Source organism: Halorhodospira sp. 9621, assembly GCF_022228055.1.
GTDB lineage: Bacteria > Pseudomonadota > Gammaproteobacteria > Nitrococcales > Halorhodospiraceae > Halorhodospira > Halorhodospira halophila_A.
The window spans coordinates 170,339-196,602 of sequence record NZ_JAJNRD010000002.1; the positions used below are offsets into that span (position 1 = coordinate 170,339).

A 26,264-nucleotide genomic window follows, 5' to 3' on the forward strand; every position below is an offset into this window, starting at 1 on the left:
TGCCTTTAGGCGGTCTCGTCCACCGAGCCACCGCTGCCCGCACTGCCGTCGGCCTTCTTGGCCACCACCACCAGTGCCGGGCGCAGCAGGCGATCCTGCAGGCGGTAGCCCTTCTGCACCACGTGGAGCACGGTGTTCGGCTCCTGCTCTTCGCTGGGCTGCGTCGCCATAGCTTCGTGGTAGTCGGGGTTGAAACGCTCGCCCAGCGGGTTGATCTCCTCGATCTCGAAGCGCTCGAAGACCTGATTGAGCATCTTGAGGGTCAACTGCGAGCCCTCGAGGAGCTTCTCGCGATCGGCCTCGGCGTCTTCGGCCGCCTGAACGCCCATCTCCAGGCTGTCCTTGACCTGCAGGAGATCGCCGCAGACCTTCTCGAGCCCCTGCCGCCGGGCCTGGTCGACATCCTTTTCCGCGCGGCGCTGCGCGTTCTCCAGCTCGGCGCGCATGCGCAGCACCTGATCCCAGTTCTCTTGGGCCTTCCGCTCGGCGTCAGCAAGGGCGTTCTCGAGTTCCTCGATACGCTGCTCCAGGTCCTCGGCGCTGGTACCGGCCTCGTCCGCCGCGGCGCCCTCGCTCGCCGACTCGCCGCTCTGGAGCTCGCCCTCGAGCGCCTCCGAGGCCTGACGGGTGTGCTTCTGCTCCGACGCCTCGGCGGTTGCCTGCGCGTCGCCGCGCACCTCGGGCTGCTCCTCGGTCGTGCTCTGTCGCTGGTTATCAGTCATATGGCTGCTCCGCTGGATTGAGCCGGAAAACGGTTACTGGCAGCCCACCACCGGGCGCCCCAAGCGCGGCCACCGGGTGCACTGCCTCCTGCCTGGGCACAGGTGTGGGGATCTAGCGCGGCGGATTCAAGGCCGAGCCGACCAATCGGGCGGTGATGTCGACGATCGGAATGATCCGGTCGTAGGCCATGCGGGTCGGCCCGATCACCCCGAGCACCCCGGCCGCCTCACCGGCGACCCCGTAACGGGCCGTCACCAGCGAGAGACCGTCGAAGACCTCGTAACCGGCCTCCTGGCCGATGTAGATCTGGACGCCATCGGCCCGCGCGCAGCGATCGAGCAGGTGGAGGATGTCACGCTTCTGCGTGAAGGCCTCGAACAGCTGGCGCAGCCGGTCCACATCGGAGAGTTCCTCGAACTCCATCAGATTGGTCTGACCCGCGACCACGTACCCCTCGTCGTCCTGCTCCTCCGCCAGGGCCTTCTCGCCGACCTCCACCGCCGAGCGCATGAGTTCGTCGAGCCGCTGCTGATCGGCCTGCATGGCGGCGAGCAGGCGCTGGCGCACGCGCGGCAGCTCCACGCCGGCGAACTCCGCATTGAGGTAGTTGGCGATGCGCTGAAGCTCAGCCTCGGAGAAGTCGCGCTCGGTGCGGATGACGCGGTTCTGCACATCCCGCTCATTGATCACCAGGATCGCTAGCACGCGACGGTCGGACAGCGGCAGGAACTCCACGTGGCGCAGCACCGCCCAGTCGCAGCGCGGGAGGGTCACCACACCGGCCAGCCGGGTCAACTGCGAGAGCAGGTCCGAGGCGGAGTCGGCCAACTCCTCCGCCCCCTCCTCCCGGTCGCGAACCAGACGCCGGCGGAGCTGTTCGACGGTGTCGCCCTCGATGGGCTGGACCTGGAGCAGGCAGTCGACGTAGAAGCGCAGGCCCCGATCGGTCGGCACCCGACCGGCCGAGGTGTGCGGCGAGACCAGATAGCCCAATTCCTCGAGGTCGGCCATGACGTTGCGCACCGTGGCTGGGCTGACGGACAGCCCGGCTTCACGGGCCAGGCTGCGCGACCCGACCGGCCTGCCGCTGTCGATGTAGCGACGCACCAGCGTGCGGAGCAGGGTGCGCGCGCGGTCGCCCAGCTCCAGGTCGTGCGGCGGGCTCATGGCTCATGTACCACGGGTTGCGCGATTTCGCGGGGGTTGCACTTAGGGCGCTCGAGTGCGAGGTGAGGCTAGCAAGCCGCGCGAACGACCGTCAACGCGCCAGTCGCCGGCCAATTGGCGCCCCCTGGGCGACGTGATACCGTTCCCGACCATGGACGTACATCCACCACCGCCCTTCCCCACCGTCGGCATCACCGGCAAACCCGGCGATCCGGCCATCACCGGGCTGGTCGAGCGCTTGCTGCCCATGCTGGAAGCGCGCGGCTGTACGGCGTTGCTCGATGAGCAGTCCATGCCGGAGACCGGTGATCACCACCTGCAGCGCGTGCCCCGTGAAGCCCTGCTCGATGCCTGCGATCTGATCATCGCCATCGGGGGCGACGGCACCCTGATCCACATCGCCCGGGCCGTGGCCGGCCGGCGGGATGTCGCCCTGATGGGCATCAACCGCGGCCGGCTGGGGTTCCTGGTCGACATCGCACCCGAGCATCTGGACGAGGTCGCGCAGATCCTGGACGGGCAGCACGTCGTCGACGAGCGGCTGATCCTGCGCGCCGAGATCCGCTCCAACCAGGATGATACGCTGCTCCGCGAGGACGTGGCCATCAACGAGGTGGTCCTGCACCGCTGGAACACCGCGCGGATGATCGAACTGGTCACGCGGATCGACGGCGAGCCGCTGAGCGATCACCGCTCCGACGGACTGATCATTGCCACACCGACCGGCTCGACGGCCTACGCCATGGCCGGAGGCGGGCCCATCGCCCACCCTAACCTGCACGCCATGGTTCTAGTGCCGGTCTGTCCGCACACGCTGAGTAATCGGCCACTCGTGGTCGATGGCGACAGCCGGATCGAGATCGATGTCCACCCGCGGTTCATCGAGCACGTCCGGGTCAGCTGCGACAGCCAGAGGGACCTGACCCTCCAGGAGGACAGCCGGCTGGTGGTGCGGGCCCACCCGAGTCCGATCCGCCTGGTCCATCCGCCGGGCTACAGCTACTTCAACCTGCTCCGCGCCAAGCTCGGCTGGGGCGGGCCGCTGTGCAACATCGAACCCTTCGGCGCATAGGGAGAAGCGCTGTGCTCAGGGAGATCCACATCCGCGACTTCGCCATCGTCGATCAGCTCGATCTGGAGTTCGGCGCGGGCATGCATGTGCTGACCGGCGAAACCGGTGCCGGCAAGTCCATCCTCCTCGACGCCCTTGGCCTCTGCCTCGGCGACCGCGCCCGGTCCGAGATCATCCGCCCCGGGGCGGAGCGCGCGGAGGTCAGCGCCGTGTTCGACCCGCCCGGCCCCGAGGTGACTCAGTGGCTGGCTGATCGCGAACTCCACGGGGATGACGAGATCATCGTCCGCCGGGTTATCCAGAGCAACGGGCGCTCGCGGGGGTTCGTCAACGGCACGCCGGTGGCCCTGCAGGTGCTCCGCGAACTCGGCGAGCAGCTGGTCGACATCCACGGCCAGCACGCCCACCAATCGCTGCTGCGCCCGGCCATTCAGCGCGAACTCCTTGACGCCTACGCCGAGGCCGGCGAGCTACGTCGTGCGGTCACCGAGCGCTTCCGCGAATTGCGCGAGATCGACCGCGAGCTGGCCGAACTCGAGGACCGGGACCACGACTACGAGGATCGCCTCGCCCTGCTGCGGCATCAGGTCGAAGAGCTTGAAAGCGCAGCCCCCTCCCGGGACGGACTGAACGAGCTGGAGACGGAGCACCAGCGGCTGGCCCACGCCGAATCCCTCATCGCGCTGGCCCAGACCCAGCTCCAGGCCCTGTCGGACGATGACCTCGCCGCTCAGGCGCTCATCGGCCGCGCGGTCCGTGAGCTGGAAGAGCGACGGGAGATCGACCCCGCCCTGGGCGAGTCAGCCGACCTGCTCCAGAACGCCCTGGCACACCTGGAAGAGGGCTGCCAGACCCTACGCAACTTTGCCGACGGGCTCGAGATCGATCCGCAGCGCCTGGCCGAACTCGACCAGCGCATCAGCGAATTGCGGGATCTCGCCCGCAAGCATCGTGTCGAGGTCGAGCAGTTACCGGAAACCCTCGAGACGCTGCAGGCCCAGCTCGAACGTCTGGAGAACGCCGGGCAGCGCCTGGAGACACTACGTCAGAACCGGGCGGCGGCCGTGGAGCGCTACCAGGACGCCGCCCGGCGGCTGTCCCGGCTGCGCCAGAACGCCGCCGACCAGCTGGCCACCGAGGTCCATCAATTGCTTGGGGAACTGGGCATGGCCGGCGCTGAACTCATCCCGGCGATCGAGTTTGAGGCGGAGGCCACTCCGAGCAGTCACGGCCTCGACCGTATCGAGCTGCTGGTGCGCACGAACGCCGGCCAGTCTGCCGGCCCCCTGGCCAAGGTCGCCTCGGGCGGCGAGCTCTCCCGAATCGGTCTGGCGATCCAGGTGGCCACGGTCGAACGCGCCAGCGGGGTGCCGACGCTGGTGTTCGACGAGGCCGACACCGGCATCGGCGGCGCGGTGGCCGAGGTGGTCGGGCGCCTGCTGCGCACCCTCGGGCAGCGCTACCAGGTCCTGTGCGTGACGCATCTCCCGCAGGTGGCTGCCCAGGGCGGCGCCCACTTTCGTGTCAGCAAATCCGAGGGCGACGGACGCACACGCACCGAGGTGGATCCCCTCGCGGAGGCCGAGCGAATCGAGGAGATCGCGCGCATGCTCGGAGGGCTGGAGATCACCGATCACGAGCGTGCCGCGGCGCAGCGTATGCTGGCCCGCGGCGCTAGCTAAGGGCATGACAGGCGCGGAGGGGTCAACTGCCCTCTTCGCTGGCCCCGGCGCAATCGGCGCAGACGCCGTAGAGTACCAGTGAGTGCCCGGTCATGCGGAAGGCGTGGTCCCGAGCCGTCTCGCGCTGGCGCTGCTCGATGGTGTCGTCCACGAACTCCTCCACGCGACCGCACTCCACGCAGACGATGTGATCGTGATGCGCCGTATCGTTGAGTTCGAAGACGGAATGACTGCCCTGGAAGTTGTGCCGGACCAGAATATCCGCCGTCTCGAACTGGGTCAGGACCCGGTAGACCGTGGCCAGTCCGATGTCTTCCCCAGCATCCAGCAGGGCCCGGTAGACCTCCTCCGCGGAGACGTGGCGCTGCTGACTCTGCTGCAGCACCTCCAGGATCTTCATCCGCGGCAGCGTGACCTTCAGCCCTGCCTTGCGCAAGCCACCAGCGTCCACAGCTTCCCCTCGCCTACTGTTCGTCGATTCGGTCATTAGGCTACCATTTCCTCTATGACGACACCATCCAAATGCAAGTTATTCTTATTATGCGTTCTCGGCGCCTCATTCGCCAGCGGGTGCGGCGGTCAGTTCCCGCTGGCCCAGCCGCTGGAGATCGAGCAGGGGAACCTGCTTGAGGAAGAGGACATCGAGCGGATCGCCGTCGGCATGAGCCGTGCCGAAGTCCGGCAGCGGCTCGGCACGCCGGTGCTCGAGCACGCCTTCGAGGATGATCGCTGGGACTACCTGTACGAGCGCAGCGGCAGCGAGCAGGCGCGCAAGCGGCTGACGCTCCACTTCGACGACGACACCCTCGTCGAGATCGAGGATCACTGGACGTCCCGCTAGCCTGCGTCCATTCAGGAGGCCTTGCGAGCGGCCCGCCGCTTGCGGGCCTCCTTCGGATCGACCTGCAGCGGCCGGTAGACCTCCACCCGGTCACCATCGTGCAGCGGGGTATCGAGGCCGACGATCTGCCCGAACACGCCCACCGACTGCTGCGTCAGGTTGATCTCCGGATGGCGCTCGAGGAGCCCCGAGGCGTTCAGGGCGTCCCCCACCGTACTGCCAGCCGGCAGTTCCAGCCGAAGCACGGTCTGCTGCTCCGGTAGGGCGTAGGCGACCTCGATCTGCAATCCCCCGTCAGAGGACATCGCGCTCTCCGTAGACCTCGCGGGCCCGCCGGGCGAAACTGTCTACCAGCGTATTGGCCACCTGGGTAAAGACCTTGCCGAAGGCGTAGGCCACGATCCGATTGGAGAACTCGAACTCCATGTCCAGGGTCACCTTCGAGGCGCTCTCGCCCAGGTCTCGAAAGCGCCAGTAACCCTCCAGGCGCTGGAACGGTCCCTCCACGAGCCGGATATCGATCATCTTGCCGCGCTGGTGTCGATTCGCGGTCACGAACGACTTCTCCATGCCGCCCTTGGCAAAGGTCATGCGGGCACGGGTGGTGTCCTCGCTGGTCTCGAGGATCTCGCACTCCTTGCACCACGGAATGAACTCCGGGTAGCGGGCGACATCGTTGACCAGGTCGTAGATCTCGATGGCAGTGTAGGGGACCAGCTCACTGCGGCTGATGCTCGGCATGGGGCTTCCCGTTCTCCAGCGTTCCGGACCTTGACCGGCCATTGTCACGATCCGCGTCCTCCCCGACAACCACCAACCACCAGGCGGCCGCAGCGCTTTGCGCAGCGGTCCGGCGTCTATACAATGCGCCCCGTGAGCAAGAAAGCCGGAAAAAGCAAAAAGACCGAAGGCAACGTCATCGCCGTCAACCGCAAGGCGGGCTTCGATTTCTTCATCGAGGAGCGCCTTGAGGCCGGGCTGGCGCTGGAGGGCTGGGAGGTCAAATCGCTGCGTGCCAAGCGCGTGAACCTCACCGAAAGCCACGTCCTCGTCCGTCGCGGCGAGGCTTGGCTGATCGGCTGCAACATCACGCCGCTGAGCACTGCCTCCACCCACGTCCGGCCGGATCCGACGCGCACGCGCAAGCTGCTGCTCCACCGTCGCGAGATCAGCCGTCTGATCGGCGCCGTGGACCGCGAAGGCTACACCGTGGTGCCGCTCAAGCTCTACTGGAAGAAGGGGCGCGCCAAGATCGAGATCGGTGTAGCCAAGGGCAAGAAGAAGCAGGACAAGCGGGCGGATAAGAAGGAGCAGGACTGGCAGCGCCAGCGGGAGCGCCTGCTCAAGCACAAGGTCAGCTAGCGCGGGGGCCGGCCCGTCGACCGGTCTCTGCCGGCGCGATAATCGCGCTTGCCGAGGGAACTCCACGAGCCGTACACTGTCTACTCAGTTGCAACGGGGGCGACATGGCTTCGACGCAGGTCGCGAAACCCGAGGTGCATGCCGAGGTGACAGTCAACCTCGTAAAACAGGCTGTACTTAAAGATAGTTGCCAACGACGACAACTACGCCCTGGCGGCGTAACACCCGCCAGCTGCTCCCAGTCGGTGCCTGTGCCGGCTGACGAGCAGTCATAGACGCAGGATAGCGATGCCCGGATAGGTCCGGTCCGGCATCGTGAAACCCAACGGGCTCGCGGTTGAGCCGCCCTGCCGGTCGGGCGTTCAACCGTTAAAAAGAATAGATCGGCTAAGCATGTAGGACCGACGGTGTAGCTCCTGCGGACGCGGGTTCGATTCCCGCCGCCTCCACCAATCTCTAGATTCCCGATACCCCCGCTTCCCTGAATGCCCGCACCGCGGGCATTTTTTATGCCGCAGTTGTCAGCACGCCTCGCCACATCGCCGCCCCCTGCGTATCGCCGCAGGGGCGCCCGGCGCGGCTGCCACACCCTCCCGGGCGGGCGCGTGGCAGCCGCCGGTGGCCGGGCTTACCCCCACGTGACGGCGACCCCGGATCAGGAGGCTGGTGCGTAGACGGAGCACCAGCCTTCCGCCTTGACGAGCACCTCGTCAAAGTCCGGGTGGGTGCACCGCCCCCAACCATCCTCGACGGCCTCGCCCCAGAAGGCGCAGTTCTCGCAAAGCTGCCCTTCCTCGTAGCGCGGATGGCCCGAGGCGTCCGCGGCCTCGTTGACGTAGTCGTGGGCGTGGCCATCCTCGGCCCTCGGTTCCGCTCGGGCGCTGCGCTGATGCAGCAGGGTTGATAGCGGCAGCGCCGCCAGCGCCACGGCACTACCCTTGAGGAACGTGCGACGACTCTTGTCGATTCCACTCATGCCAGCCACCTCATTATTTTCGGTATGGATCGGCGATTCCACCCTACGCCTCTTAACGGCGCGATCCAACCCGAAACCAACGGGGCAGATGCCAGCGCTTATCCGATTTTGACTCATCGGGTTTACACGGAAAAGGTAGGGATGCCATCCGAAGAAGAGCGACGAATTGATTCCTGAAAAGGATCTGGTATCTTGTTTACAGGCTTGAATCGCTCTCAACGAAACGACGCCTCAGGACTCAAGCACCCGGTCAAGGGACGGACCCGAAAAGCCCCCGGGCACTCATTTGTAAGGAGCCGATACCCGATGACCAGCAAACAGCTTGAAGCCATCAACCTGGAGGGGTTCACGGACGAAGAACTCGACACCCTCGAAAAACGCATTGCCAGGGAACGCGAGCAGCGGGATCGCAACCGCGTTGTAGAGGCCGAAAAAGAGATCCGCCTGGTAGCGGCGAAATACGGCGTCAAACTCGAAGAGGCGCTCGGCGACCTCAATGGGCACAACAAAAAACCTCGCCGCCGTGTCCCTGCCAAATACCGCCACCCGCGGGACCCGGCCAAGACCTGGTCCGGCCGTGGACGCACCCCGCGCTGGATCCAGGAGTGGGAACAGGACGGCGGCAGCCGCGAGGAGCTGCGCATCGCGCACTGATCGCAGGCCAGCCCTAGGCCCGGCCCACGCCTGGCGCGCATGGCCGGGCTAGCCCGAGACCTCACCCCGGGCCAAACGGTGTTGGACAAACCGTGGCGGCCGGTCCACTATTCCCGCATGGATGATACCCCCGACGACACCGGGCAGGCGCTGGAGCGCCTGACTCAACGGGTGGATGACGCCTGCGAGCGCCTGGCCCGGACCGCGAGCTTCGCCAAGTTCACTCACGCTGCGCAGGTTCTCGAGGCGACCCGCCGCCTGCTCACCCACCCCGACGGCGTCCCGGCGCTCTACCAGCGGATCGGGGCGCTGACCGAGGCCGGCGTCTTCGCCGGCAGCGACTGGGAACACCCCGAGCAACTCCAGCCAACCCTGGCCGCCAACACCCTGAAGCTCGCCCGGGACCAGACGCTGATCCTGGAGTGCCTTAGCGAACTGCGCCTGGTGGCCATCGCCGAGGGCACCGCCAGTCATCCAACGCTCGACGCCGACACGGCCCGACGGTTCCTGGCACGGGTCCTGGCGCTGAATCTGCGGCTGATCTTCGGGCCGGTCGGCGAGTCCGAGCGGGTGCATCTGGGCCGCAATCTGCCCATGGTGCAGCGCCACCAGCGCTTCATCGCCGAGCAGGTCGGCTTCGGCGAGGTCATCGAGGAGCTGATCGGCGAGATCTGGCGCATCCTCGCCCAGCGGCCGGTGGTCGTCGGGCACGTCAAGGAGATGATCACCAGCGTGGCGGTGTACCTGGACAGCGATGAACCCGGGGTGCCAGCAGCCCGCGCCCGAGGCGCGGAGCGCCTGATCAGCGCGCTCTACGGGCCGACACGTGGCTGCCAGGAGGACCCGGGTCTGGCCGTCTACCAGGAGCGGCTGGCCAGCATGGACGAGACCTCCCTGCGCAACGAGGCACTCGGCCTGGGGCGCGCCATGCACGACACCGGCCTGGTTTCACCCTACCACCCGGTCTTCCTGCACTTTGCGCTGGAGCAGTCGCCCGAACTCCTCCCCAGCGCGCTGGGCCTGAGCAGCACCGGGATCGATGCGCTCGGATGCTACCCGGAACTGGTGCACACGCTCATCCGCCGTGCCATCTGGTCCGAGACCGCGCAGGCGGTCTACGGCCTGGCGGGCCTGCTCGAGCGCGGCATCCTCTACAGCGGCCCAGTAGCGCCGGCCCTCTGGCGCCAGATCCATCTACCGCTCTGCGCCGCCGCCCGGCAGCGGCTGGTCGATCGCATCCCCGGCGCCTCGGCCGCGCCGGAGGCCTTCCTGCTCGCCGGGGCGATCAGCGTCCTCGGCCAGCCGCGCGGCCTGGGTCAGGGCAACAGCCCCACGTGTCAATCGGCACGGGCGCTGTCCATGTGGTCGAGCAACGACCCCGACTATCTGCTGCAGATTGTCGCCTGGGCCGCCCGCGACGACGATGTCGTGGCCCACTTCGAGGGCCAGGCCCTCTCCTCCGCGGAGCTGCTCGCCCGCTACCCGGAGGCGCCCCTGGAGGATATCGACCCGGTCTCGGCGGTGGCCGTACCTCACTTGGACGCCATCTACCACGAGATGGGGCGGCGCTGCGCCGGACGCGGCGAGGACCCCCACCGCTGGGTGAACCCCGAATTCCACGGCTGGTGGGTCGGGCGGGGGTTCTCGATCGCCGTCGATGTCGCCACCGGCGCCCTCCCCGATCTGCGCGGCTTCGCAAGCCGTTTCTACGGCTGCTACCACCCCGGCTACAACGGCAACAACCCGGTGATCCACCCCCAGCCCGCCGGGGTGGCGGTCACCGACAGCAGCGGTGCCTTCGTCGGCTGGCACGCCATCACCATCGAGCGCGTCTCCACGGACCCGGACGGCGTGGTCCGCGTCTACTTCTTCAACCCGAACAACGACAGCACCCAGGACTGGGGCAACGGGGTGATGGTCTCCACCGAGGGTAACGGCGAACGCCACGGGGAATCGTCCCTGCCCTTCGAGCAGTTCCTGTCCCGGCTCTACATCTTCCACTACGACCCGCGGGAGGAGGCCCTGGACCCGCCAGTGCCGGAAGCAGAGATCAGCGAGGTCATCGCGCTCGCACGCAACAGCTGGGCCGCCGGGCGAGCGATCCACTGACCCCGGAACCCGGCACCGTCGCCCACGAGCCGCCCGGGGCGCTCCCGCCCGAGCGGCGGGGCGCCCCGGTCCGATGCGACGTCAGACGTAGAAGTCCAGCTCCTCCTGGTGCTTGAGCAGATCCCGGAGCCGGTGGGGATTGTCCCCGAAGAAGTAGACCAACCCCCAGTGAGTCCCGAAGGCGGTGCGCTTGGTGACCACCTCCTGCTGTGGCGGCGTCAGCTCGTGGTACTCGAAGTACTCATGCTGCTCGGTCTCTTCCGGGATCTCCAGTCGGCTAACCACCCGACGGCGCGGATAGACGCCGAAGCAGCCCGCATAGCCCTTGGCATCCACCACCTCGCGGGGGAAGAAGTCGGTGATCTCCTCCTCCGTGGTCTTCGGATCGAAGGCCAGCACCATCCCCTGGTAGGCATTGAACCCGTAAGCGCGCTCGAGCAGCTCGAAGACCTTGAACCCCGGTGGGCGGTAGGCCACCTCGCCGAAGTACATCGTCCCATCGCTGGTCACGAAGTACTCCGGATGGATAAAGCCGAAGCGGATGTCGAAGGTCTTGATCAGCTTCTCGATCTCGCGGGTGATCAGATCCCGCCAGCTCTCCAGCTCCGGGGTGGCCGGAACAAAGACCGAGTAGCCGAGGGTGACGTACTCGGAGATGTTCAGGAAGCGGATCTTGCCGTCGTGGATCCAGGCCTCGACGGCGAACTCCCAGCCGTCCAGGTGGCTCTCCATGAGCACCGGGAACTCCTCCTCGGGGATCAGGTCGACCTCGTCCGGCGTGCGGATGACGCGGTGCCCGAGGCAACCCGCCTTGTCGAAGGCCTTGAGGTGGATCGGGTCGTTGGGGTCGCCGTCGAGCTTGAGCAAGGTCTGGTTCACGCGCTTGAGGAAGCGGATCACGTCGTCGCGATCGTGGGCCTCCTCGAAGATGCCGACGCGGATCCCGCCGAGCTGAGCACGGCGCTTCATCAGCGCCTTGTCCCGGAACAGCACCGCCTGACCGTGCAGCCGCGGGTCCCCCATGAGCACGGCGTTGATGGCACCGGCCCACTCGACGGTCTCCTCGAACAGCGGGATGGCGACATCCACGCCTTCTTCATGCAGCCGTTCGGCGATCTCCATGGACCGATCATTGAGTCGCTCGAAATCCCAGGCGATGAAGGGGATCCCGTGCTCCCGGGCATACTCCTCGGCCCACTCCGGGGCGACAATGACGTAACGGCGGTCGAACCGGTCGAGGGCATCGATGCAGTTGATGCTCCAGCCCAGAATGGCGACGTAGCCCTTGGTCGGGTCCTTCTCAGTACTCATGCGGCGGGATGCTCCGGTTGCGGATCATGGGTCAGCCCGCCTTGCGGAGCGGCCGGCAGACGTCATGCCTTCGTGGGACCGCCCGGGCGAGCTACCCCGCAGTCTATCTGCTCGGACGCGGCCGGAATAGCACCGCCGCGCCGTGCGCAGATGATTTTTGTAGCAATCGAGCAAGCCGGGGCTCGGCGGCCGCTCAGGGCGTCGGCTCGCCCTCCGCATCATCCACCGGCTTGACGCCCAGACGCCCCGCGAGGAGTTGCGGGGACGCCTCGACCAGATCGATCAGGGCCTCGCGATCCTCCTCAGCCTGACGTTGCTCGGTCAAATCGATCAGAGCGAACAGGCCGTGGACGCCACCCCCTTCGGTGCACGCTACCTCCGTGACGCACTCCATACGCACAAGCCGGCGCAGGGGACACTGATCGCAATGAAGCCCCAGCTCGGTCGCCGCCCGCGCCGCCCCGCCCGCACTCTGCGCCGCTCGGCACCGCGCCCACTGCTCGAGCGCCGAAGGGGCCAGAAACTCGGCAAACGCCTGCCCCTCGAGTTCCGGTGCCGAGGCGGCTCCCAGCAGTTCCGCGGCCGGGGGGTTGGCATCACGGATCACTCCGTCCTCATCCAGCAACAGATAAGCCACCGGGGCGTGCTCGAAGAGATCGCGGTAGCCGGCACGGACCCGCGCCAGTTCGCCCCTGGTGCGGTGGAGCTCCTCGGCCTGGATATCGCGCTCAATCTGCAGCAGCAGCAACTCCTCACGCCACGCCTCCGGGGTGGCCGGCAGCGTCCGATCGATGTCGACTGCTCCGGGGGTGGTCTCCATGCGCTTCCTAGCCCGCTCTCGCAACAGCCGGGCCGCTTCATCCTGGCGCGACGGACTGGGGTCTTTGGTCATGGAGGGCATCCTGAGCGGGAGAGATCAGGCGCCGGCCGGCGCCCGCGGATAACCTCAGCCTCAGGAGTATAGAGGGCCCCGGCGCCATCCACACGGACTGTCGCGCACCCAGGACCCTCGCCCCGTGTCACATCCCCTGGTAGTTCGGTCCGTCCCCGCCCTGCGGGACCACCCAGCGGATGTTCTGGGGCGGGTCCTTGATATCGCACGCCTTGCAGTGCAGGCAGTTGATGGCATCGATACGCAGTCGCGGCTGGCCGGCCGCATCCGTGTCGTAGTCGTAGACGGCCGCCGGACAGTAGCGGACCTCCGGCCCGGCGTAGACCGCCCAGTTGACGCGCAGCGCCAGCGCAGGGTCACGCAGCACCAGGTGGCAGGGCTGCCCCTCCTCGTGATGGGTACCGGAGAGGAACACCGAGGCGGTCCGATCGAAGGTCAGCCGCCCGTCGGGCCGGGGATACTCCTTGCGCCTCGACCGCGCGGCGGGCTGCAGGGCCTGGTGATCCGGCTCGTGCCCCAGCGTCCAGGGCGCCCGTCCCCGCAGGAGGTAGGTATCCAGGGCTGAATAAGCCAACCCGGGCAGCAGCCCCCAGCGGAATGCCGGACGGATATTGCGCACGGCGCGGAGCTCGTCGCTCACCCAGCTGTCGCCGACCCGGCGATCGAGATCATCGGCCTGCACCCGATCCGCCTCCAGGGCGGCGCGCACCGCCTCGGCAGCGAGCATGCCAGACTTGATCGCGGTGTGGATGCCCTTGATGCGCGGTACATTGACGAACCCTGCCGCATCACCGGCCAGGACCCCACCGGGGAAGCTCAACCGCGGCAGACTCTGCCAGCCCCCCTCCGGTAACACCCGTGCCCCGTAACCGATGCGCCGACCGCCTTCGAGCAGCGGCCGGATCGACGGGTGAGTCTTGAAGCGCTGGAACTCCCCGAAGGGCGACAGATAAGGGTTCTCGAAGTCCAACCCCACCACCAGCCCGATCGCCACACGCCGATCGTCCAGGTGGTAGAGAAAACTGCCGCCGTAAGTGAACTGATCCAGGGGCCAGCCGATGGTGTGCGCGACCCGCCCCGGCACATGCCGCTCGGGGCTAACTTCCCAGATCTCTTTGAAACCGAGGCCGTAGGTCTGCGGCTGCGCATCCCGGCGCAAGTCGAAACGCCCGATCACCTGCTGGGTCAGTGACCCGTGCCCTCCCTCGGCAAACACCGTCTGCCGCGCGCACACCTCCACGCCCGGCTCGAAACCCGGGCCCGGCGTACCGTCCGGCTGGCGCCCCATATCCGGGGTGGCCACGCCGCAGACCGCACCTTGCGCGTCGTAGAGCACCTCGGCGGCCGGAAACCCGGGGTAGATCTCCACCCCGGCCGCTTCGGCCTGGTCCGCCAGCCATTGCCCGAGCTCACCGAGGCTGCCGACGTAGCTCCCGCGGTTGTCCATCTGCGGTGGCGTGGGCAGTCTCAGCGCGTACCGTGGTGTCAGGCAGTGGAAGGTGTCCTCAGCGGCGCGCAGGCGCAGCGGCGCGCCGCGCTCCGCCCAGTCGGGCAGCAGCTCATCCAGGCCGCGCGGATCGATGGCTGCACCGGATAGGAGGTGCGCGCCAACCGCAGACCCCTTCTCCAGAACACAGACCGAAGGCGCCGGGCCGTTACCGGTACCGCGGGCCAGCTCCAGGGCCGCCGCCAACCCGGCCGGACCGGCGCCCACGACAACAACATCGTAGGCCAGCGTCTCGCGCTCGAGTTCCTCCTGCTCCAAGCCGCTTCCTCCTCACCAGTCGCCGTCGCCGATCGCCTCGAGCTCGTCGCTGCCACCCCGAATCGCCGGGGTGTAGCCGTGGAGCCGTGGCAGGATGTGACGCATATAGAAACGCGCGGTATGCACCTTGCCGGTATAGAAGCCGGTGTCACCGCTTCCCTCCCGGATACGGGCCTGCGCAACCAAGGCCGCCCGCGCCATCAGCCAGCCGCCCAGCACCAGACCGGCCTGCATCAGGTAGGGGGTGGCCGCAGTCAGGGGCACCAACGGATCGTCTTGTCCGTCCCGCAGCAACCGCGCCGTGCTCTCGCGTAGCGTGGCCAGCGCATCGTCCAGCGGGCCGGCCAAGGCCTCGAGCTCGGCCTCACGGCGCAGCGCCTCGACGATCTCATCCGCCTCGCGGAGCACCGACTCCAGGGTCTCGCCGCCGTCCTTGAGCACTTTGCGCAGGGTGAAATCCTGGGCCTGGATCCCATTGGTGCCCTCGTAGATCGCCGCCACCCGCACGTCCCGGAGCAACTGCGGGGCCTCGACCTCCTCCACATAGCCCATGCCACCGTGGACCTGGATGCCCAGAGAGGTGATCTCCACGGCTTGCTCGCTGGCCACGGCCTTGACCACAGGAGTGAACAGATCCACCCGGCGCTGAGCGCTCTGACGGCTCGTTTCGTCCGCCCCGTGACCGGCGACATCCATCTCCGCCGCGGTCAGCAGGGCCAAAGCACGCATGGCCTCGGTCTGCGCCCGCATGGCCATGAGGCTGCGGCGCACATCCGGGTGGTGAAGGATGGGCACCGACGCCTTGCCCCCGGGCCGGCGCCCCTGGATCCGCTCCCGGGCAAACGCCAGCGCCTGCTGGTAGGCGCGCTCCGAGACCCCGACGCTCTGCACCCCGACCTTGTGGCGGGCCTCGTTCATCATCGTAAACATGTGGTTGAGGCCGCGACACGGCTCGCCGACTAGGTAGCCGACGGCCCCCTCGCCGTCCCCGTAGCTGATGGTGCAGGTCGGCGAGCCGTGGATGCCGAGCTTGTGCTCCAGCGCCGTGCAGTGCACATCGTTGCGCGCCCCGAGCGAGCCGTCGGCCTCCACCCGGTACTTGGGCACCAGGAACAGCGAGATCCCCCGATGGCCCTCGGGCGCGTCCGGCGTACGGGCCAGCACCAGGTGGATGATGTTCTCGGCGGCTTCGTGCTCCCCCCAGGTGATGTAGATCTTCTGACCGTAGAGGCGGTAGGCCTCCCCATCCGGCACGGCACGGCACTGGACCTGCCCCAGGTCGGACCCGGCCCGGGGCTCGCTGAGATCCATGGTGCCGCTCCACTCACCACTGACCAGCTTGTCGAGGTAAAGCCCGCGCAGGGTCTCGTCGCCATGGCGGTGGAGCAACTCGGTCGCCCCCGCCGAGAGCATCGGCGCCAGGGCCAAGGCCATGTTGGCGCCATGCCACATCTCCTGGGTCGCCGTGGCCACCAGCTCCGGCAGCCCCTGACCCCCGTGGTCTGGATGAGCGTTGATACCGTTCCAGCCGCCCTCTACGAAGGCCTGGTAGGCCTCGGTGAAGCCCTCGGGCAGCTGCACGCTCCCCCCATCCATCCGGCACCCCTGACGGTCGCCGACACGGTTCAGCGGGGCCCACACCTCGCTGGCCAGCCGATCGGCCTCCTCGAGGACCGCCTCGAGCAGATCCGGGGTCACCTCCTCCAGATCCTCCAGGCCGGACAGGCGCTCCAGGCCGATCAGTTCCTCGATGACAAAGCGCAGATCGCGCGTCGGTGCACGGTAGATGCTCATGACTGCTCCAGCGCCTCGCGCAGCGCGGGTAACGCTTCCCGCAGATCGGCGACCAGCCCGTAGTCGGCCACCTCGAAGATGGGGGCCTCCGGGTCGTGATTGATCGCCACGATCACACCGCTATCCTTCATCCCGGAGACGTGGTAGATCGCCCCGGAGATCCCAGCGGCGATGTACAGCTGCGGCGCCACCACCTTGGCGGTCAACCCGACCTGCGCCTCATTGGGCAGCAGGCCGGCCTCCACAGCCCCCCGTGAGGCCCCGATGGCGGCACCGAGCTGATCGGCCAGTGCCTCCAGCGCCTCGATGCCGACATCGGCCACGCCACGGCCGCCGGCCACCACCACGCGAGCGGAGGTTAGCTCGGGACGATCCGAGGCCGAGCCGTGTTCCTCGAGCAGGCGCGTCGGTCCTGGCTCCGTGGGCGCTTCGAGACGCTCTACGGCCGGCGGATCACCGGCCTCCGGCCGATCGAACCGGGTGGCCCGCACCGTGAGCACACGGACCGGCTCCCGGCAGCGCATCCGCGCCAGCACACTGCCCCCGTGGATCGGCCGGACGAACGTCTCGGCGTCCTCGATAGCGACGACGTCCGAAAGCATCTGCACATCCAGCGCCGCCGCCACACGGGGCAACAGATCCCGGGACTGGGTACTGGTAGCCGCCACCAGCGCCTGGTAGCCCTCGTCACGCACCAGGTTCGCGAGCTGCCCCGAAACCGGCTCGGCGAGCTGATCGGCACAGGCCGCCCCGAGGCACAGCCAGACCCGGCCGACCCCCTGGATAGCCAGCGAGTCGGCGACCCCGGCCGCATCCTCGCCGCCGGTCACCACCACATCCACCGGCGCCCCCAGGTTGGCAGCGGCAGTGATCGCCCGCCGTGTCGCCTCGGTGACACCGGCACCGTCGTGCTCCGCAAAGACCAGCACACTCATCTCAGATCACCTGTGCGTCGTTCTTGAGGCGGTCGACCAGCTCGGCCACACTCGCCACGCGCTCACCCGCTGCCCGCGGCGGCGGCTCCTCGACCCCGAGCAACTCCAAGCGCGAGGCCCCGTCCACTCCCAGGTCGTCGAGCGATATCCGGTCAATCGGCTTCTTCTTGGCCTTCATGATGTTCGGCAGCTTGATGTAGCGCGGCTGATTGAGATCCAGCTCGGTGGTCACCACCGCCGGCAGCCGCACCGCGACGGTGCGCCGCCCGCCGTCGACTTCGCGGGTCACCTGCAACTCCTCACCCTCGGGGTGGATGGCGCAAGCGAAGGTGGCCTGCCCCCAGCCCAGGTGCTGCGCCAGCATCTGCCCCACCTGGTTGCTGTCGTCGTCGATGGCCTGCTTGCCCATGAGCACCAGGTCGGGCTGCTCACGCTCGACCAGCGCCGCCAGCGCCCGGCTGACCGCCAGGGGCTCCAAGGGGTTGTCGCTCTCCACCCGCAGCGCGCGGTCGACGCCGAAGGCCAGGGCAGTGCGCAACACCTCCTCGCTGCCCGCATCCCCCAGCGTGACCGCCAGCACCTCGCTGGCCGCACCCGCTTCCCGGAACCGGACCGCCTGCTCGACCGCCGTCTCGTCGAACGGATTCATAGCCATCTTGGCGTTGGCCGTGTCCACGCCGGAGCCGTCTGGGCGCACACGCACCCGGACGGTGGAATCGATCACCCGCTTGGCTGTGACCAGGATCTTCATGCCTACCCCTCTATTGGCGTCGCGCGCACCCGCGCGCCGCGGTGCAACATCCCGACTGACTGTGCGCACTCCTGATCCCGGCGTCAACTCGCACCCTCATCCCCACCCTCCACCTGCCGACAACAGGGACAGGCAAACCGACACGACGCAGCCCATGCTTGCTATCAAGCCCGCCCGGTTACGCCACCGCCTCGGTGTTACAGCCGCCGTACTAGTCGGCTTCGGCTCCACCATCGCCGCCGCCGGTGAACTGCCCGAGAGCGGGAGCGCGCGCTACTGGATCCAGGACGGGGGGCAGTGGCGCGGCTACGAAACCCTGACCTGGGACTTCGAAGCGGACGACACCTTCCGCCTGGAGCGCATCCGCGAACACCGCCAGCACCCGGCCCAGGCCGACCACCCGGGGGATCGGCGCATCCGCCGCACCCGGGAGATCAGCGAGGGCACCCTCGAGGGCGATGTCGCCCGCCCAGAGACCTACGAGGTCCGCACCGCGACCGTCTTCCAGACCGACGAGGCGTATGACCCCGAGACCGCCTTCGAGGACGCGGAGGAGGAGGTCACCCTGGCGGCGCGCTTCACCGATGACGAGGCCGCTGTCGAGGCGGGCGAGATCGCCGTGCCCCCGGATGCACTCGACCCGCTGACCCACCGCTGGCAGGTCATGGAAGAGGCCCTGGAGGGGACGCGCCATACGCAGATCAGCCACCAGGTGGTCGATGAGCAGGGTGAGGTGGAAGAGGTCGTTTTCCGGGTGGAGGGCCGGCAGACCGTGCGCGCACACCCGGGCACCTTTCGCACGGTGCGTCTCACCCGCCAGCAGCCGGGCCAGCAACGGGCGGTGCGCTGGTACATGGCGGAGGGCTGGGCCGGCCTGCCCGTGCGCACCGTCGACCGTCGCAGCGAGCACCACGCCCAGCGCACCCGGCTCGAACGCATCGAGGCGGCCGACGACAGCTGACCGCTGCAACACAGCGATTCTCGGCTACGCTCCCTCCTAGGGAACCGTGCAATGGGGCACGTCCGTTTGAGGGTCGCCATGGACGATCGCAAGCAGATCTTCGTCGTCGGGCTCGACGACTTCCATCTCCAGCACCTGAACAGCGTACGAGGCAGTGCGAACTACGCCTTCCACCCGCTGGCCGACTACAGCGCCATCGTCCTCCCCAAGCGCTACGACATCCCCGCCATCCTGGATCAGGCCCGCCGCACTCTGGACCAGGCACCGCGGGTGGACGCGATCATCGGCCACTGGGACTTTCCGACGACCTCCATCCTGCCGGTCCTGAGGCGTGAATACGGCCTGCCCACCCCGTCGCTGGAAAGCGTGCTGCTCTGCGAGCACAAATACTGGAACCGGCTGGCCTGCGAGGCGGCGGTGCCGGAGTGCACCCCGCCGTTCCAGGCCATCGATCCGTACGCCGACGACCCCTTGGCCACGCTCAAGCTGCCCTACCCGTTCTGGCTGAAACCGGCGGTGGCCTTCTCGTCCCTGCTCGGCTTCCGGGTGGAGAGCGACACCCAGTTCCGGGCGGCCATCGATGCCATCGCCCGGGGCATCCCGGTCTTCGCCGAACCGTTCCAGGCGTTCACCGAACGCGTTGAGCACCCGGAGCGGCTGCCGGGGTCCGGCAGCGGCGCGACGGCCCTGGCCGAGGGCATTATTCAGGGCCGGCTCTGCACCCTGGAAGGGTACGTCTTCAACGGCGAGGTCGTCGTCTACGCCATCCTGGACTCCCTGCGCGGAGCCAACCAGATCAGCTTCGTTAGCTACCAGTACCCCTCCAGCCTCCCGATCCCCGTCCAGGAGCGGATGAAGGACTACGCCCGACGACTGCTGAAGCACATCGGGCTAGACCAGACGCCGTTCAACATGGAGTTCTTCTGGGACGAGGACGTGGACAAGATCTGGCTGCTTGAGGTCAATCCACGGATCTCCAAGTCCCACTGCCCGATCTTCGAGATCGCCACCGGCGCCTCCCACCATGAGGTCGCCATCGACATCAGCCTGGGCCGGCGCCCGCGTTTTCCGCGGCCAGAGGGCCGCTTCCCCATGGCGGCCAAGTTCATGCCCCGCGTCTACGGGGACGCCCGCGTGCTGCGGGTCCCCGATGCCGAGCAGATCCACGCCCTGCAACGCACCCACCCGGAGTTGTCCATCCACATCCAGGTCGCCGAGGGGACGCAGCTCTCCGAGCTGCGCGGGCAGGACAGCTACAGCTACGAGATCGCCGAGCTGTTCATCGGTGGCGAGGACGAACAGCACCTCCACGACAAGTTCCGGTCCATCATGGAGCAGCTCGATTTTCGCTTCTCGGAGCCTTTAGAAACCAACTACTGACGGGCCGCCGGGCGCTCCAGGATCAGGATGCGCGAGCCGGGAGCCGGCAAGCCTCGTGGGTCATCGACGAACCCCAGGTCGCGGTACAGGCGCAGCGCCCGGCGATTGCTGCGTAGCACACTGAGCCACAGGCGCTGCGCCCCCAGCTCGGCGAAGACGTGCGTAATCAAGGCCCGCACCGCCCGGCGGCCGTAACCGCGGCCCTTGCCAGCAATGGCAATCCGGCGCAGCATCACTACGCCGTCGGGGTGATCCACGTCTTGCAGGATGGCATACCCAACCGCCCGCCGCGGCCGCCCGGCCTCCAGGATCCAGTGCGCGCAGCCCGGGGCGTGGATGCAGGCCTGGTGCTCGGCCACGGTCCACTGCTCGACGAATGCGGCGTTCTCCGTGGCGCCCTCCACGGCGCGCACGAAAGCAAGATCGTCGGGTGAAGTCGGTCTCAGGTGCATATACTCCATGGTAGCCCCCGAAACCGCGGAGCACGCATGGTCCGCCGTACCGCCTACCTCGACGAAGCGCGCATCCACGAGCGACTGGTCTCCCTGATCCGCATCCCCTCGATCACTGGCGAGGAGGATGGGGCGGTCGCTCGCATCGCCAACTGGCTGCAACAGTACGACGCTGAGATCGACTACTGGAACGATGGCATCGCCTCACTGCAGCGCGATCCCCGCTACCCCGGCCACGAGGTCGAGCGGGCCTGGGCGCCGGTGGTGGTAGGCGTGGTCCGAGGCGATCAGCCCGGTCCCAGCGTGCTGCTCACCGGGCATGTGGATGTGGTACCGCCAGGCGACTACGGCCTTTGGCAGGACGAGCCCTTCTCCGGGGTCACCCGGGGCGACCGGGTCTTCGGCTGCGGCGCGTCGGACATGAAAGCCGGCCTCGTGGCCGCACTGGCCGCCTTCGAGGCCTTCGCCGAAGGGGGGCGCAACTTCCCGGGGCGGGTGATCTTCGCCGCGGTCCCGGCTGAAGAGGACAGCGGGCTCGGCACGTTGGCGGCCATCCGCGGCAATTGGCGCGCCGATGCCTGCATCATCCCCGAACCGACGGTGCAGCACGGCATCCCGGAGTTGGTCATCGCCCACGCCGGGGCCATGTCCCTGCGCATCCGCGTACCCGGCAAATCGGCCCACGCCAGCAAGCGCCTGCAGGGCGAGAGCGCCCTGGATCACTTCATCACCCTTTACCAGGCCATGCGGGCCGACGAGCAGGCCCTGAACGCCGCCGAGCAGCACCCGCTGATGACCGTCCACCCGCTGCCCTACGCCACCAGTGTCGGGGTCATCCGCGGCGGGCTTTGGTCGTCCTCGGTGATGGACTCGCTGGAGGCCCAGGTCCGCGTCGGGGTCCCCCTGGGCATGACCATCGACGAGGCCGAGGCCCGGTTTCGCCACGCCATCGCCGAGGCGATCCACGACGACCCCTGGCTATCCCGCAACCCGCCGGAGATTCGGCGTCTGGCCTCGGGCTTCGGCTCGGCCGAGACCGACGCCGACCACCCGCTGGTGCGCACCCTGGCCGAGTGCGCCGAGGAAGAGTTCCGCCAGGAGCCGCGCATCGCCGCAGCCCCCTACGGCTGCGACATGTCCGGCTGGGTTCGCCTGGCCGGGGTGCCGACCGTCATCTACGGCCCCGGGGACATCGACCAGGCCCACGCACCCAATGAATCCGTCTCCCTCGAGACCACCTGCCGGGTGGCGCGAACCCTGGTGCGCACCACCGAACGGTTGCTTGAGGCAGGCCTGGATGGCCTGCGTCCGGCAGCGGGGCGGATGGAACCGGCTTTCGCCGGGCACAACCGGGGCCACGACTGAACCATGCGCATCGTCGAGGCGTTCCCGCAGAACATCCGGGTCATCGAGAACCTGTGGATCCCGATGCGCGACGGGGTCCGCCTGGCGGCGCGGGTGTGGTTGCCCGAGGACGCGGAGCGCTCCCCGGTCCCCGCGGTGCTCGAGTACATGCCCTACCGCAAGCGCGACTTCACCCGTCTGCGCGACGAGCCGTTGCACCACTACTTCGCCGGCCACGGCTACGCCTCCATCCGCCTGGATCTGCGCGGGACCGGCGACTCCGAGGGGGTGCTGCTCGACGAATACCTGGAGCAGGAACAGGACGATGCGGTGGACGCCATCGCCTGGATCCGCGAACAGGCGTGGTGCGACGGCAACGTCGGCATGATGGGCCTCTCTTGGGGAGGGTTCAACGCCCTGCAGGTCGCCGCCCGGCGTCCACCCGGACTGCGCGCCATCCTCACCATGTGCTCCACCGACGACCGCTACGCCGATGACGCCCACTACAAGGGCGGCTGCCTGCTCAATGAGAACCTGACCTGGGGCTCGAGTTTCTTCAGCCTGGCGGCCTGGCCACCGGACCCGGCCATCGCCGGCGCCAACTGGCGCGAACAGTGGCAGCAGCGACTCGACAGCCTGCGCCTGTTCCCGGCGGTCTGGCTCCAGCACCCCCATCGTGACGGCTACTGGCGCCACGGCTCGGTCTGCGAGGACTACGCAGCCATCGAATGCGCCGTCTACGCGGTGGGCGGCTGGTCGGATGGCTATGTCAACGCCATCCCTCGGCTGATGGCCGGCCTGAGCGCACCGCGCAAAGGGTTGATCGGCCCCTGGCCCCACGCTTTCCCCCATGCCGCGGTGCCCGGGCCGCGGATCGGCATGTTCCAGGAGGCCGTGCGCTGGTGGGATCACTGGCTCAAGGGCATCGAGACGGGGATCATGGACGAGCCCATGCTGCGGGTCTGGCTGGAGGAGTGGGTGCCGCCCTCGCCCTACCTGGAGTACCGGCCGGGACGCTGGGTGGCCGAGACCGAATGGCCCTCGCCGCGCATCCAGGCCCGCCGATGGCACCTGAACGTCGGCGCCCTGGGTGAGACGCCGGACGATCCCGAGGACGCGGTGCGCGTGCGCTCGCCGCAAACCACCGGGCTCAAGGGCGGCGAGTTCTACGGCTACGGGGCCGAGGGCGAGGGCCCCCTGGACCAGCGCGAGGATGACGGCAAGTCCCTGGTCTTCGACTCGGACCCGCTCCCCCGGCGGCTGGAGATCCTTGGTGCACCCCGGGTGGACCTGGTCTTGTCCGTGGACCGCCCGGTGGCGATGGCGGTGATTCGCCTCAATGACGTCGCCCCGGACGGCACCTCATCCCGGGTAAGCTACGGGGCGCTGAACCTCTGCCATCGCGACGGCCACGAGCAGCCGCGACCGCTCGAGCCCGGCGAGCGGTACCGGGTGCGGATCACCCTGAACGACATCGCCTACGCCTTCCCGGCCGGCCACACCCTGCGGCTCAGCATCTCCACCACCTATTGGCCCTTGATCTGGCCTTCGCCCGAGCCCGTGGCCCTGACGGTCCATACCGGGGTCAGCACCCTCGAGCTCCCGGAACGCCCGCCCAGCGCCCTGGATCGATCCCTGGCCCCCTTCGCACCGCCTGAGCGCGGCCCCGGCGCCGAACCCACGGCACTCGAGTGGGTCGATCCGCACCGGACGGTGGAACACGATCTAACCACCAACGAGACGATCTACAGCACCTTCGGCGACGCCGCCGATCTGGAGGGTGCTGCCCTGGCGCGGCTCGAGGAGATCGATCTCACCGTCGGCCACACCATCCGGCGCACCTTCCGCATCAACGAGACCGATCCCCTGTCGGCCCAGGCCCTGATCGACCTCGATGCCCGCCTACACCGCGAGGACTGGGACGTGCGGGTGACCTGCCAGACCCGCATGAGCGCTACCGCCGAACACTTCCGGGTCAGCGCCGAGCTAGAGGTCTTCGAGAACGGGGCACGCATCTTCCACCGCGACTACGACGAGTGGATCCCAAGACAGCTGCTCTAGATCTGCCCCCCGAGCGGCCGCCCTGCGGCGCCGTAGCGCTCCACGGCGGCCTGGACGATCTGCCCGAGGAGTTCGGCGTAGCTGAAGCCGGCATATCCGGCCATCATCGCCAGTTTCCCCTCCGGCCCCCAGGCGGGGTGGTTGTTGAAATCGAGCAGCCGCGGCTTCCCCTCGGCATCCTCACGGAAATCCACCCGCGCATAGTCCCGCGCCCCCAGCCGCGCGAACAGCTGCCGCGCGGCCTGCTCGAGCCCGACCCGTTTGGCCTCGTCGAGTCGCGCCGGGGCGAAGCGCAGCGACCGGTAGTAGGCGGATTCGGGGTCGGTCTTGGAGCCGTAGGAGAGGATCGGCGGCAGTTCCGGGGGCAGCGCCGAATAGTCGACGACCAGCGGCGGCAGGACCGACAGCCTGGTGGCCGGGTTGCCGACCAGCCCCACCGTGTACTCCGCCCCGGGGAGGAACTCCTGGGCCAGCGCCCAGACCACCCCGGATCCAGCCAGACGGCGCAGATAGGCCCGCGCCTGACGGGCGTCCCGCACCACGCAATCGGGCTCCATGCCGATGCTGCCGCAGCTGTCGTTCGGCTTGATCAGCACCGGGTAGCGCTTCGGCACCACCGGGCGCGGGTCGCGCAGATCGATGAGCCACTCCTCGGGCACCGCCACCCCCAGTCCGGCGGCTAGGGCGCGCACCGCCCCCTTGTCCCGCCCCAGCCCCATGGCCGTAGCCGTGGTCCCGGTGTAGGGGATGGCGAGCATCTCCAGCAGTGCCGGGATGCTGGCCTCGAGTTCCAGGCGGTTGCGGTAACCGTTGTCGCAGAAGTTCACCGCCAGGTCCGGCGGATGGTCACGCAGATCATCGATCAGCCGCTCGTGGTCATCGAAAACGCGCAGGCTCACTCCGGGCAGGGCCGCCAGCACTCGCTTGGCCTCCTCCGCCGCCGCCAGCTCCTCGGGGCCGATCCGTCCGTAGGGGCCGTAGGCGTAGGGCAGACGCGGGTCCCCGAAGAGGAGGCCGAGACGCAGTCCAGTCAGTTTGTTCACGGCGGGCGACCTCAGCAGTTGGGTCAGCAATCGCGTGTATGCGCTATCCTGAGTCTAGTCGTGCCTCGCCTCGTTCGAGCCAGGTGTTATGCTACCCGCGGCGGCTTTGCTCGACGGTAGACGAAGCGTCCGCTCAAACGTTTATAAAACCCTCTTGGGAGCCAGCAAGGATGACGCGAAGCCCCCGCCGCGCTGACCGCACTTGGCTGTTCAGCCTCTCTGCCATGCTGCTCCTCGCCTATGCCGTAACACCCGCCAGCCAAGCCGCGGATCAACTCGCGGATACGATCGAGACCATCGCCCCGTCCGTGGTTGGCGTGGGCACCCATGCGCCGACCCGCAACCCGCGGGTCGATTTCCGCGGCACCGGCTTCGTGATCGCGGATGGCAAGGCAGTGCTGACCAACCAGCATGTACTGCCCGAGCGCCTGGATGAGGAACGGCGCGAACAACTGATCGTGCTGGTTGGTGAACCGGGCTCGCCGGAGGTCCGTGCCGCGGAGACGGTGGCCCACTCCCGGGCCCACGACCTCGCCATTGTGCGCATCGACGGCGATCCGTTGCCGGCACTGAGCCTGGGCAACCCCGACGATCTGCGCCCCGGCAACCAGGTGGCCTACACCGGGTTCCCCATCGGCATGGTCATCGGCTTCTACCCCGTCACGCACACCGCGATCATCTCGGCCCGCACCCCGCTGGCCCTGCCCGCGCAGCGCGATGACCAGCTCGATCCCGGCCAGGTCGCCCGTCTGCGCCGCGAGCAACCGCCGATGGTCTTTCAGCTCGACGGCACCGCCTACCCGGGCAACAGCGGCAGCCCGGTCTACGATACGGCCACCGGGCAGGTCTATGCGGTGCTCAACAAGGTCTTTGTCCAGGGCGGGCGCGAGGCGGCCGTACGCGAGCCCAGCGGCATCAGCTACGCCATCCCGCTGGATCTGGCCGCGCCCCTGCTCGAAGAGTACGAGCGGAAATTCCGCTAAGTCGCC

Annotated in this window: 25 protein-coding genes and 1 other RNA gene; 12 read left to right on the forward strand and 14 right to left on the reverse strand. The window is 68.2% G+C overall.

Annotated features, from left to right (window positions below; translation table 11 throughout):
• Positions 1-5: 5 nt before the first annotated feature.
• Positions 6-722 (reverse strand): nucleotide exchange factor GrpE, encoded by a 717-nt coding sequence (grpE, locus tag LRF89_RS02045; RefSeq protein ID WP_238635709.1) that lies wholly within the window; start codon positions 720-722, stop codon positions 6-8.
• Between the two features lie 112 nt (positions 723-834).
• Complete coding sequence (gene hrcA / locus LRF89_RS02050; protein ID WP_201170617.1) at positions 835-1,890, reverse strand: heat-inducible transcriptional repressor HrcA; 1,056 nt, start codon at positions 1,888-1,890, stop codon at positions 835-837.
• A 151-nt stretch (positions 1,891-2,041) separates the two neighbouring features.
• Here hrcA and LRF89_RS02055 point away from each other — a divergent pair, with 151 nt between their 5' ends.
• Both LRF89_RS02055 and recN read left to right on the forward strand, forming a co-directional pair.
• Entirely contained in the window at positions 2,042-2,962 is a 921-nt protein-coding gene (locus LRF89_RS02055; RefSeq protein WP_201170618.1) for an NAD(+) kinase, read from the forward strand.
• A gap of 11 nt (positions 2,963-2,973) precedes the next feature.
• Positions 2,974-4,644, forward strand: a complete 1,671-nt coding sequence (recN, locus tag LRF89_RS02060; RefSeq protein ID WP_238635708.1) for a DNA repair protein RecN — start codon at positions 2,974-2,976, stop codon at positions 4,642-4,644.
• A 22-nt stretch (positions 4,645-4,666) separates the two neighbouring features.
• Here the strand turns inward: recN and fur are convergent, their stop codons facing one another.
• Positions 4,667-5,095: a ferric iron uptake transcriptional regulator gene (gene fur, locus LRF89_RS02065; protein WP_201242672.1), complete on the reverse strand. Its 429-nt coding sequence runs from the start codon at positions 5,093-5,095 to the stop codon at positions 4,667-4,669.
• 54 nt (positions 5,096-5,149) lie between these two features.
• On the opposite strand from fur, the gene LRF89_RS02070 reads away from it, so the two are divergent.
• Positions 5,150-5,485, forward strand: coding sequence for an outer membrane protein assembly factor BamE (locus LRF89_RS02070; RefSeq protein WP_201170626.1), 336 nt, complete (start codon positions 5,150-5,152; stop codon positions 5,483-5,485).
• 11 nt (positions 5,486-5,496) lie between these two features.
• Here the strand turns inward: LRF89_RS02070 and LRF89_RS02075 are convergent, their stop codons facing one another.
• Both LRF89_RS02075 and LRF89_RS02080 read right to left on the reverse strand, forming a co-directional pair.
• Positions 5,497-5,790, reverse strand: a complete 294-nt coding sequence (locus LRF89_RS02075; RefSeq protein WP_201170628.1) for an RnfH family protein — start codon at positions 5,788-5,790, stop codon at positions 5,497-5,499.
• Positions 5,780-6,226: a type II toxin-antitoxin system RatA family toxin gene (locus LRF89_RS02080; RefSeq protein ID WP_201170631.1), complete on the reverse strand. Its 447-nt coding sequence runs from the start codon at positions 6,224-6,226 to the stop codon at positions 5,780-5,782. Before LRF89_RS02080 ends, LRF89_RS02075 begins: the two co-directional genes overlap by 11 nt.
• Positions 6,227-6,349: 123 nt before the next feature.
• On the opposite strand from LRF89_RS02080, the gene smpB reads away from it, so the two are divergent.
• On the forward strand, positions 6,350-6,847 hold the full coding sequence (gene smpB / locus LRF89_RS02085; protein ID WP_201170634.1) for an SsrA-binding protein SmpB: 498 nt from the start codon (positions 6,350-6,352) through the stop codon (positions 6,845-6,847).
• A gap of 95 nt (positions 6,848-6,942) precedes the next feature.
• Positions 6,943-7,299: a transfer-messenger RNA gene (ssrA, locus tag LRF89_RS02090) on the forward strand.
• A gap of 203 nt (positions 7,300-7,502) precedes the next feature.
• Here the strand turns inward: ssrA and LRF89_RS02095 are convergent.
• Positions 7,503-7,823: a high-potential iron-sulfur protein gene (locus LRF89_RS02095; protein WP_201170666.1), complete on the reverse strand. Its 321-nt coding sequence runs from the start codon at positions 7,821-7,823 to the stop codon at positions 7,503-7,505.
• Positions 7,824-8,129: 306 nt separating this feature from the next.
• On the opposite strand from LRF89_RS02095, the gene LRF89_RS02100 reads away from it, so the two are divergent.
• Together LRF89_RS02100 and LRF89_RS02105 are read left to right on the forward strand one after the other, a co-directional pair.
• Entirely contained in the window at positions 8,130-8,477 is a 348-nt protein-coding gene (locus LRF89_RS02100) for an H-NS histone family protein (RefSeq protein WP_201170668.1), read from the forward strand.
• A 117-nt stretch (positions 8,478-8,594) separates the two neighbouring features.
• Entirely contained in the window at positions 8,595-10,586 is a 1,992-nt protein-coding gene (locus tag LRF89_RS02105) for a hypothetical protein (RefSeq protein WP_238636512.1), read from the forward strand.
• A gap of 81 nt (positions 10,587-10,667) precedes the next feature.
• Here LRF89_RS02105 and LRF89_RS02110 read toward each other — a convergent pair whose 3' ends face one another.
• The 6 genes from LRF89_RS02110 to LRF89_RS02135 all read right to left on the reverse strand — a co-directional run bounded on the left by LRF89_RS02110 (position 10,668) and on the right by LRF89_RS02135 (position 18,034).
• Positions 10,668-11,897, reverse strand: a complete 1,230-nt coding sequence (locus LRF89_RS02110) for an ATP-grasp domain-containing protein (RefSeq protein ID WP_238635707.1) — start codon at positions 11,895-11,897, stop codon at positions 10,668-10,670.
• Between the two features lie 193 nt (positions 11,898-12,090).
• Positions 12,091-12,789: a PAS domain S-box protein gene (locus tag LRF89_RS02115; RefSeq protein ID WP_238635706.1), complete on the reverse strand. Its 699-nt coding sequence runs from the start codon at positions 12,787-12,789 to the stop codon at positions 12,091-12,093.
• Positions 12,790-12,916: 127 nt separating this feature from the next.
• On the reverse strand, positions 12,917-14,554 hold the full coding sequence (locus LRF89_RS02120; protein ID WP_238636513.1) for an electron transfer flavoprotein-ubiquinone oxidoreductase: 1,638 nt from the start codon (positions 14,552-14,554) through the stop codon (positions 12,917-12,919).
• 12 nt (positions 14,555-14,566) lie between these two features.
• A complete protein-coding gene (locus tag LRF89_RS02125) occupies positions 14,567-16,348 on the reverse strand; it encodes an acyl-CoA dehydrogenase C-terminal domain-containing protein (RefSeq protein WP_238636514.1) in 1,782 nt (593 codons plus the stop codon).
• Positions 16,345-17,283, reverse strand: coding sequence for an electron transfer flavoprotein subunit alpha/FixB family protein (locus LRF89_RS02130; RefSeq protein WP_201170680.1), 939 nt, complete (start codon positions 17,281-17,283; stop codon positions 16,345-16,347). Before LRF89_RS02130 ends, LRF89_RS02125 begins: the two co-directional genes overlap by 4 nt.
• A 1-nt stretch (position 17,284) precedes the next feature.
• The gene (locus tag LRF89_RS02135) at positions 17,285-18,034 is read right to left on the reverse strand and encodes an electron transfer flavoprotein subunit beta/FixA family protein (RefSeq protein ID WP_201170683.1); all 750 of its coding nucleotides are present in this window, start codon (positions 18,032-18,034) and stop codon (positions 17,285-17,287) included.
• 154 nt (positions 18,035-18,188) lie between these two features.
• Here LRF89_RS02135 and LRF89_RS02140 point away from each other — a divergent pair, with 154 nt between their 5' ends.
• Together LRF89_RS02140 and LRF89_RS02145 are read left to right on the forward strand one after the other, a co-directional pair.
• Positions 18,189-18,995 carry a hypothetical protein gene (locus tag LRF89_RS02140; RefSeq protein ID WP_238636516.1) on the forward strand — a complete coding sequence of 269 codons (807 nt, stop codon included), beginning with the start codon at positions 18,189-18,191 and terminating at the stop codon, positions 18,993-18,995.
• 78 nt (positions 18,996-19,073) lie between these two features.
• Positions 19,074-20,375, forward strand: coding sequence for an ATP-grasp domain-containing protein (locus LRF89_RS02145; RefSeq protein WP_238636518.1), 1,302 nt, complete (start codon positions 19,074-19,076; stop codon positions 20,373-20,375).
• Here the strand turns inward: LRF89_RS02145 and LRF89_RS02150 are convergent.
• Complete coding sequence (locus LRF89_RS02150; RefSeq protein WP_201170691.1) at positions 20,369-20,827, reverse strand: GNAT family N-acetyltransferase; 459 nt, start codon at positions 20,825-20,827, stop codon at positions 20,369-20,371. The two genes, LRF89_RS02145 and LRF89_RS02150, sit on opposite strands and share 7 nt — an antisense overlap.
• A gap of 36 nt (positions 20,828-20,863) precedes the next feature.
• On the opposite strand from LRF89_RS02150, the gene LRF89_RS02155 reads away from it, so the two are divergent.
• The gene (locus LRF89_RS02155) at positions 20,864-22,192 is read left to right on the forward strand and encodes a M20 family metallopeptidase (protein WP_201170693.1); all 1,329 of its coding nucleotides are present in this window, start codon (positions 20,864-20,866) and stop codon (positions 22,190-22,192) included.
• Between the two features lie 3 nt (positions 22,193-22,195).
• Positions 22,196-24,232 (forward strand): CocE/NonD family hydrolase, encoded by a 2,037-nt coding sequence (locus LRF89_RS02160; protein WP_238635701.1) that lies wholly within the window; start codon positions 22,196-22,198, stop codon positions 24,230-24,232.
• Here the strand turns inward: LRF89_RS02160 and LRF89_RS02165 are convergent.
• Positions 24,229-25,275, reverse strand: a complete 1,047-nt coding sequence (locus LRF89_RS02165; RefSeq protein WP_238635700.1) for a D-alanine--D-alanine ligase family protein — start codon at positions 25,273-25,275, stop codon at positions 24,229-24,231. The genes LRF89_RS02160 and LRF89_RS02165 overlap by 4 nt on opposite strands.
• Positions 25,276-25,445: 170 nt before the next feature.
• Here LRF89_RS02165 and LRF89_RS02170 point away from each other — a divergent pair, with 170 nt between their 5' ends.
• Complete coding sequence (locus LRF89_RS02170) at positions 25,446-26,258, forward strand: S1 family peptidase (RefSeq protein WP_238635699.1); 813 nt, start codon at positions 25,446-25,448, stop codon at positions 26,256-26,258.
• The last annotated feature ends 6 nt before the right edge of the window (positions 26,259-26,264 follow it).

Excerpts from the sequence above, each read along its gene's own strand:
- grpE (WP_238635709.1), bottom strand. The coding sequence starts at position 722 with ATGACTGATAACCAGCGACAGAGCACGACCGAGGAGCAGCCCGAGGTG.
- hrcA (WP_201170617.1), bottom strand. The coding sequence starts at position 1,890 with ATGAGCCCGCCGCACGACCTGGAGCTGGGCGACCGCGCGCGCACCCTG.
- LRF89_RS02055 (WP_201170618.1), top strand. The coding sequence starts at position 2,042 with ATGGACGTACATCCACCACCGCCCTTCCCCACCGTCGGCATCACCGGC.
- LRF89_RS02070 (WP_201170626.1), top strand. The coding sequence starts at position 5,150 with ATGACGACACCATCCAAATGCAAGTTATTCTTATTATGCGTTCTCGGC.
- LRF89_RS02075 (WP_201170628.1), bottom strand. The coding sequence starts at position 5,790 with ATGTCCTCTGACGGGGGATTGCAGATCGAGGTCGCCTACGCCCTACCG.
- LRF89_RS02080 (WP_201170631.1), bottom strand. The coding sequence starts at position 6,226 with ATGCCGAGCATCAGCCGCAGTGAGCTGGTCCCCTACACTGCCATCGAG.
- smpB (WP_201170634.1), top strand. The coding sequence starts at position 6,350 with ATGCGCCCCGTGAGCAAGAAAGCCGGAAAAAGCAAAAAGACCGAAGGC.
- LRF89_RS02095 (WP_201170666.1), bottom strand. The coding sequence starts at position 7,823 with ATGAGTGGAATCGACAAGAGTCGTCGCACGTTCCTCAAGGGTAGTGCC.
- LRF89_RS02100 (WP_201170668.1), top strand. The coding sequence starts at position 8,130 with ATGACCAGCAAACAGCTTGAAGCCATCAACCTGGAGGGGTTCACGGAC.
- LRF89_RS02105 (WP_238636512.1), top strand. The coding sequence starts at position 8,595 with ATGGATGATACCCCCGACGACACCGGGCAGGCGCTGGAGCGCCTGACT.
- LRF89_RS02110 (WP_238635707.1), bottom strand. The coding sequence starts at position 11,897 with ATGAGTACTGAGAAGGACCCGACCAAGGGCTACGTCGCCATTCTGGGC.
- LRF89_RS02115 (WP_238635706.1), bottom strand. The coding sequence starts at position 12,789 with ATGACCAAAGACCCCAGTCCGTCGCGCCAGGATGAAGCGGCCCGGCTG.
- LRF89_RS02125 (WP_238636514.1), bottom strand. The coding sequence starts at position 16,348 with ATGAGCATCTACCGTGCACCGACGCGCGATCTGCGCTTTGTCATCGAG.
- LRF89_RS02130 (WP_201170680.1), bottom strand. The coding sequence starts at position 17,283 with ATGAGTGTGCTGGTCTTTGCGGAGCACGACGGTGCCGGTGTCACCGAG.
- LRF89_RS02135 (WP_201170683.1), bottom strand. The coding sequence starts at position 18,034 with ATGAAGATCCTGGTCACAGCCAAGCGGGTGATCGATTCCACCGTCCGG.
- LRF89_RS02140 (WP_238636516.1), top strand. The coding sequence starts at position 18,189 with ATGCTTGCTATCAAGCCCGCCCGGTTACGCCACCGCCTCGGTGTTACA.
- LRF89_RS02145 (WP_238636518.1), top strand. The coding sequence starts at position 19,074 with ATGGACGATCGCAAGCAGATCTTCGTCGTCGGGCTCGACGACTTCCAT.
- LRF89_RS02150 (WP_201170691.1), bottom strand. The coding sequence starts at position 20,827 with ATGCACCTGAGACCGACTTCACCCGACGATCTTGCTTTCGTGCGCGCC.
- LRF89_RS02155 (WP_201170693.1), top strand. The coding sequence starts at position 20,864 with ATGGTCCGCCGTACCGCCTACCTCGACGAAGCGCGCATCCACGAGCGA.
- LRF89_RS02160 (WP_238635701.1), top strand. The coding sequence starts at position 22,196 with ATGCGCATCGTCGAGGCGTTCCCGCAGAACATCCGGGTCATCGAGAAC.
- LRF89_RS02170 (WP_238635699.1), top strand. The coding sequence starts at position 25,446 with ATGACGCGAAGCCCCCGCCGCGCTGACCGCACTTGGCTGTTCAGCCTC.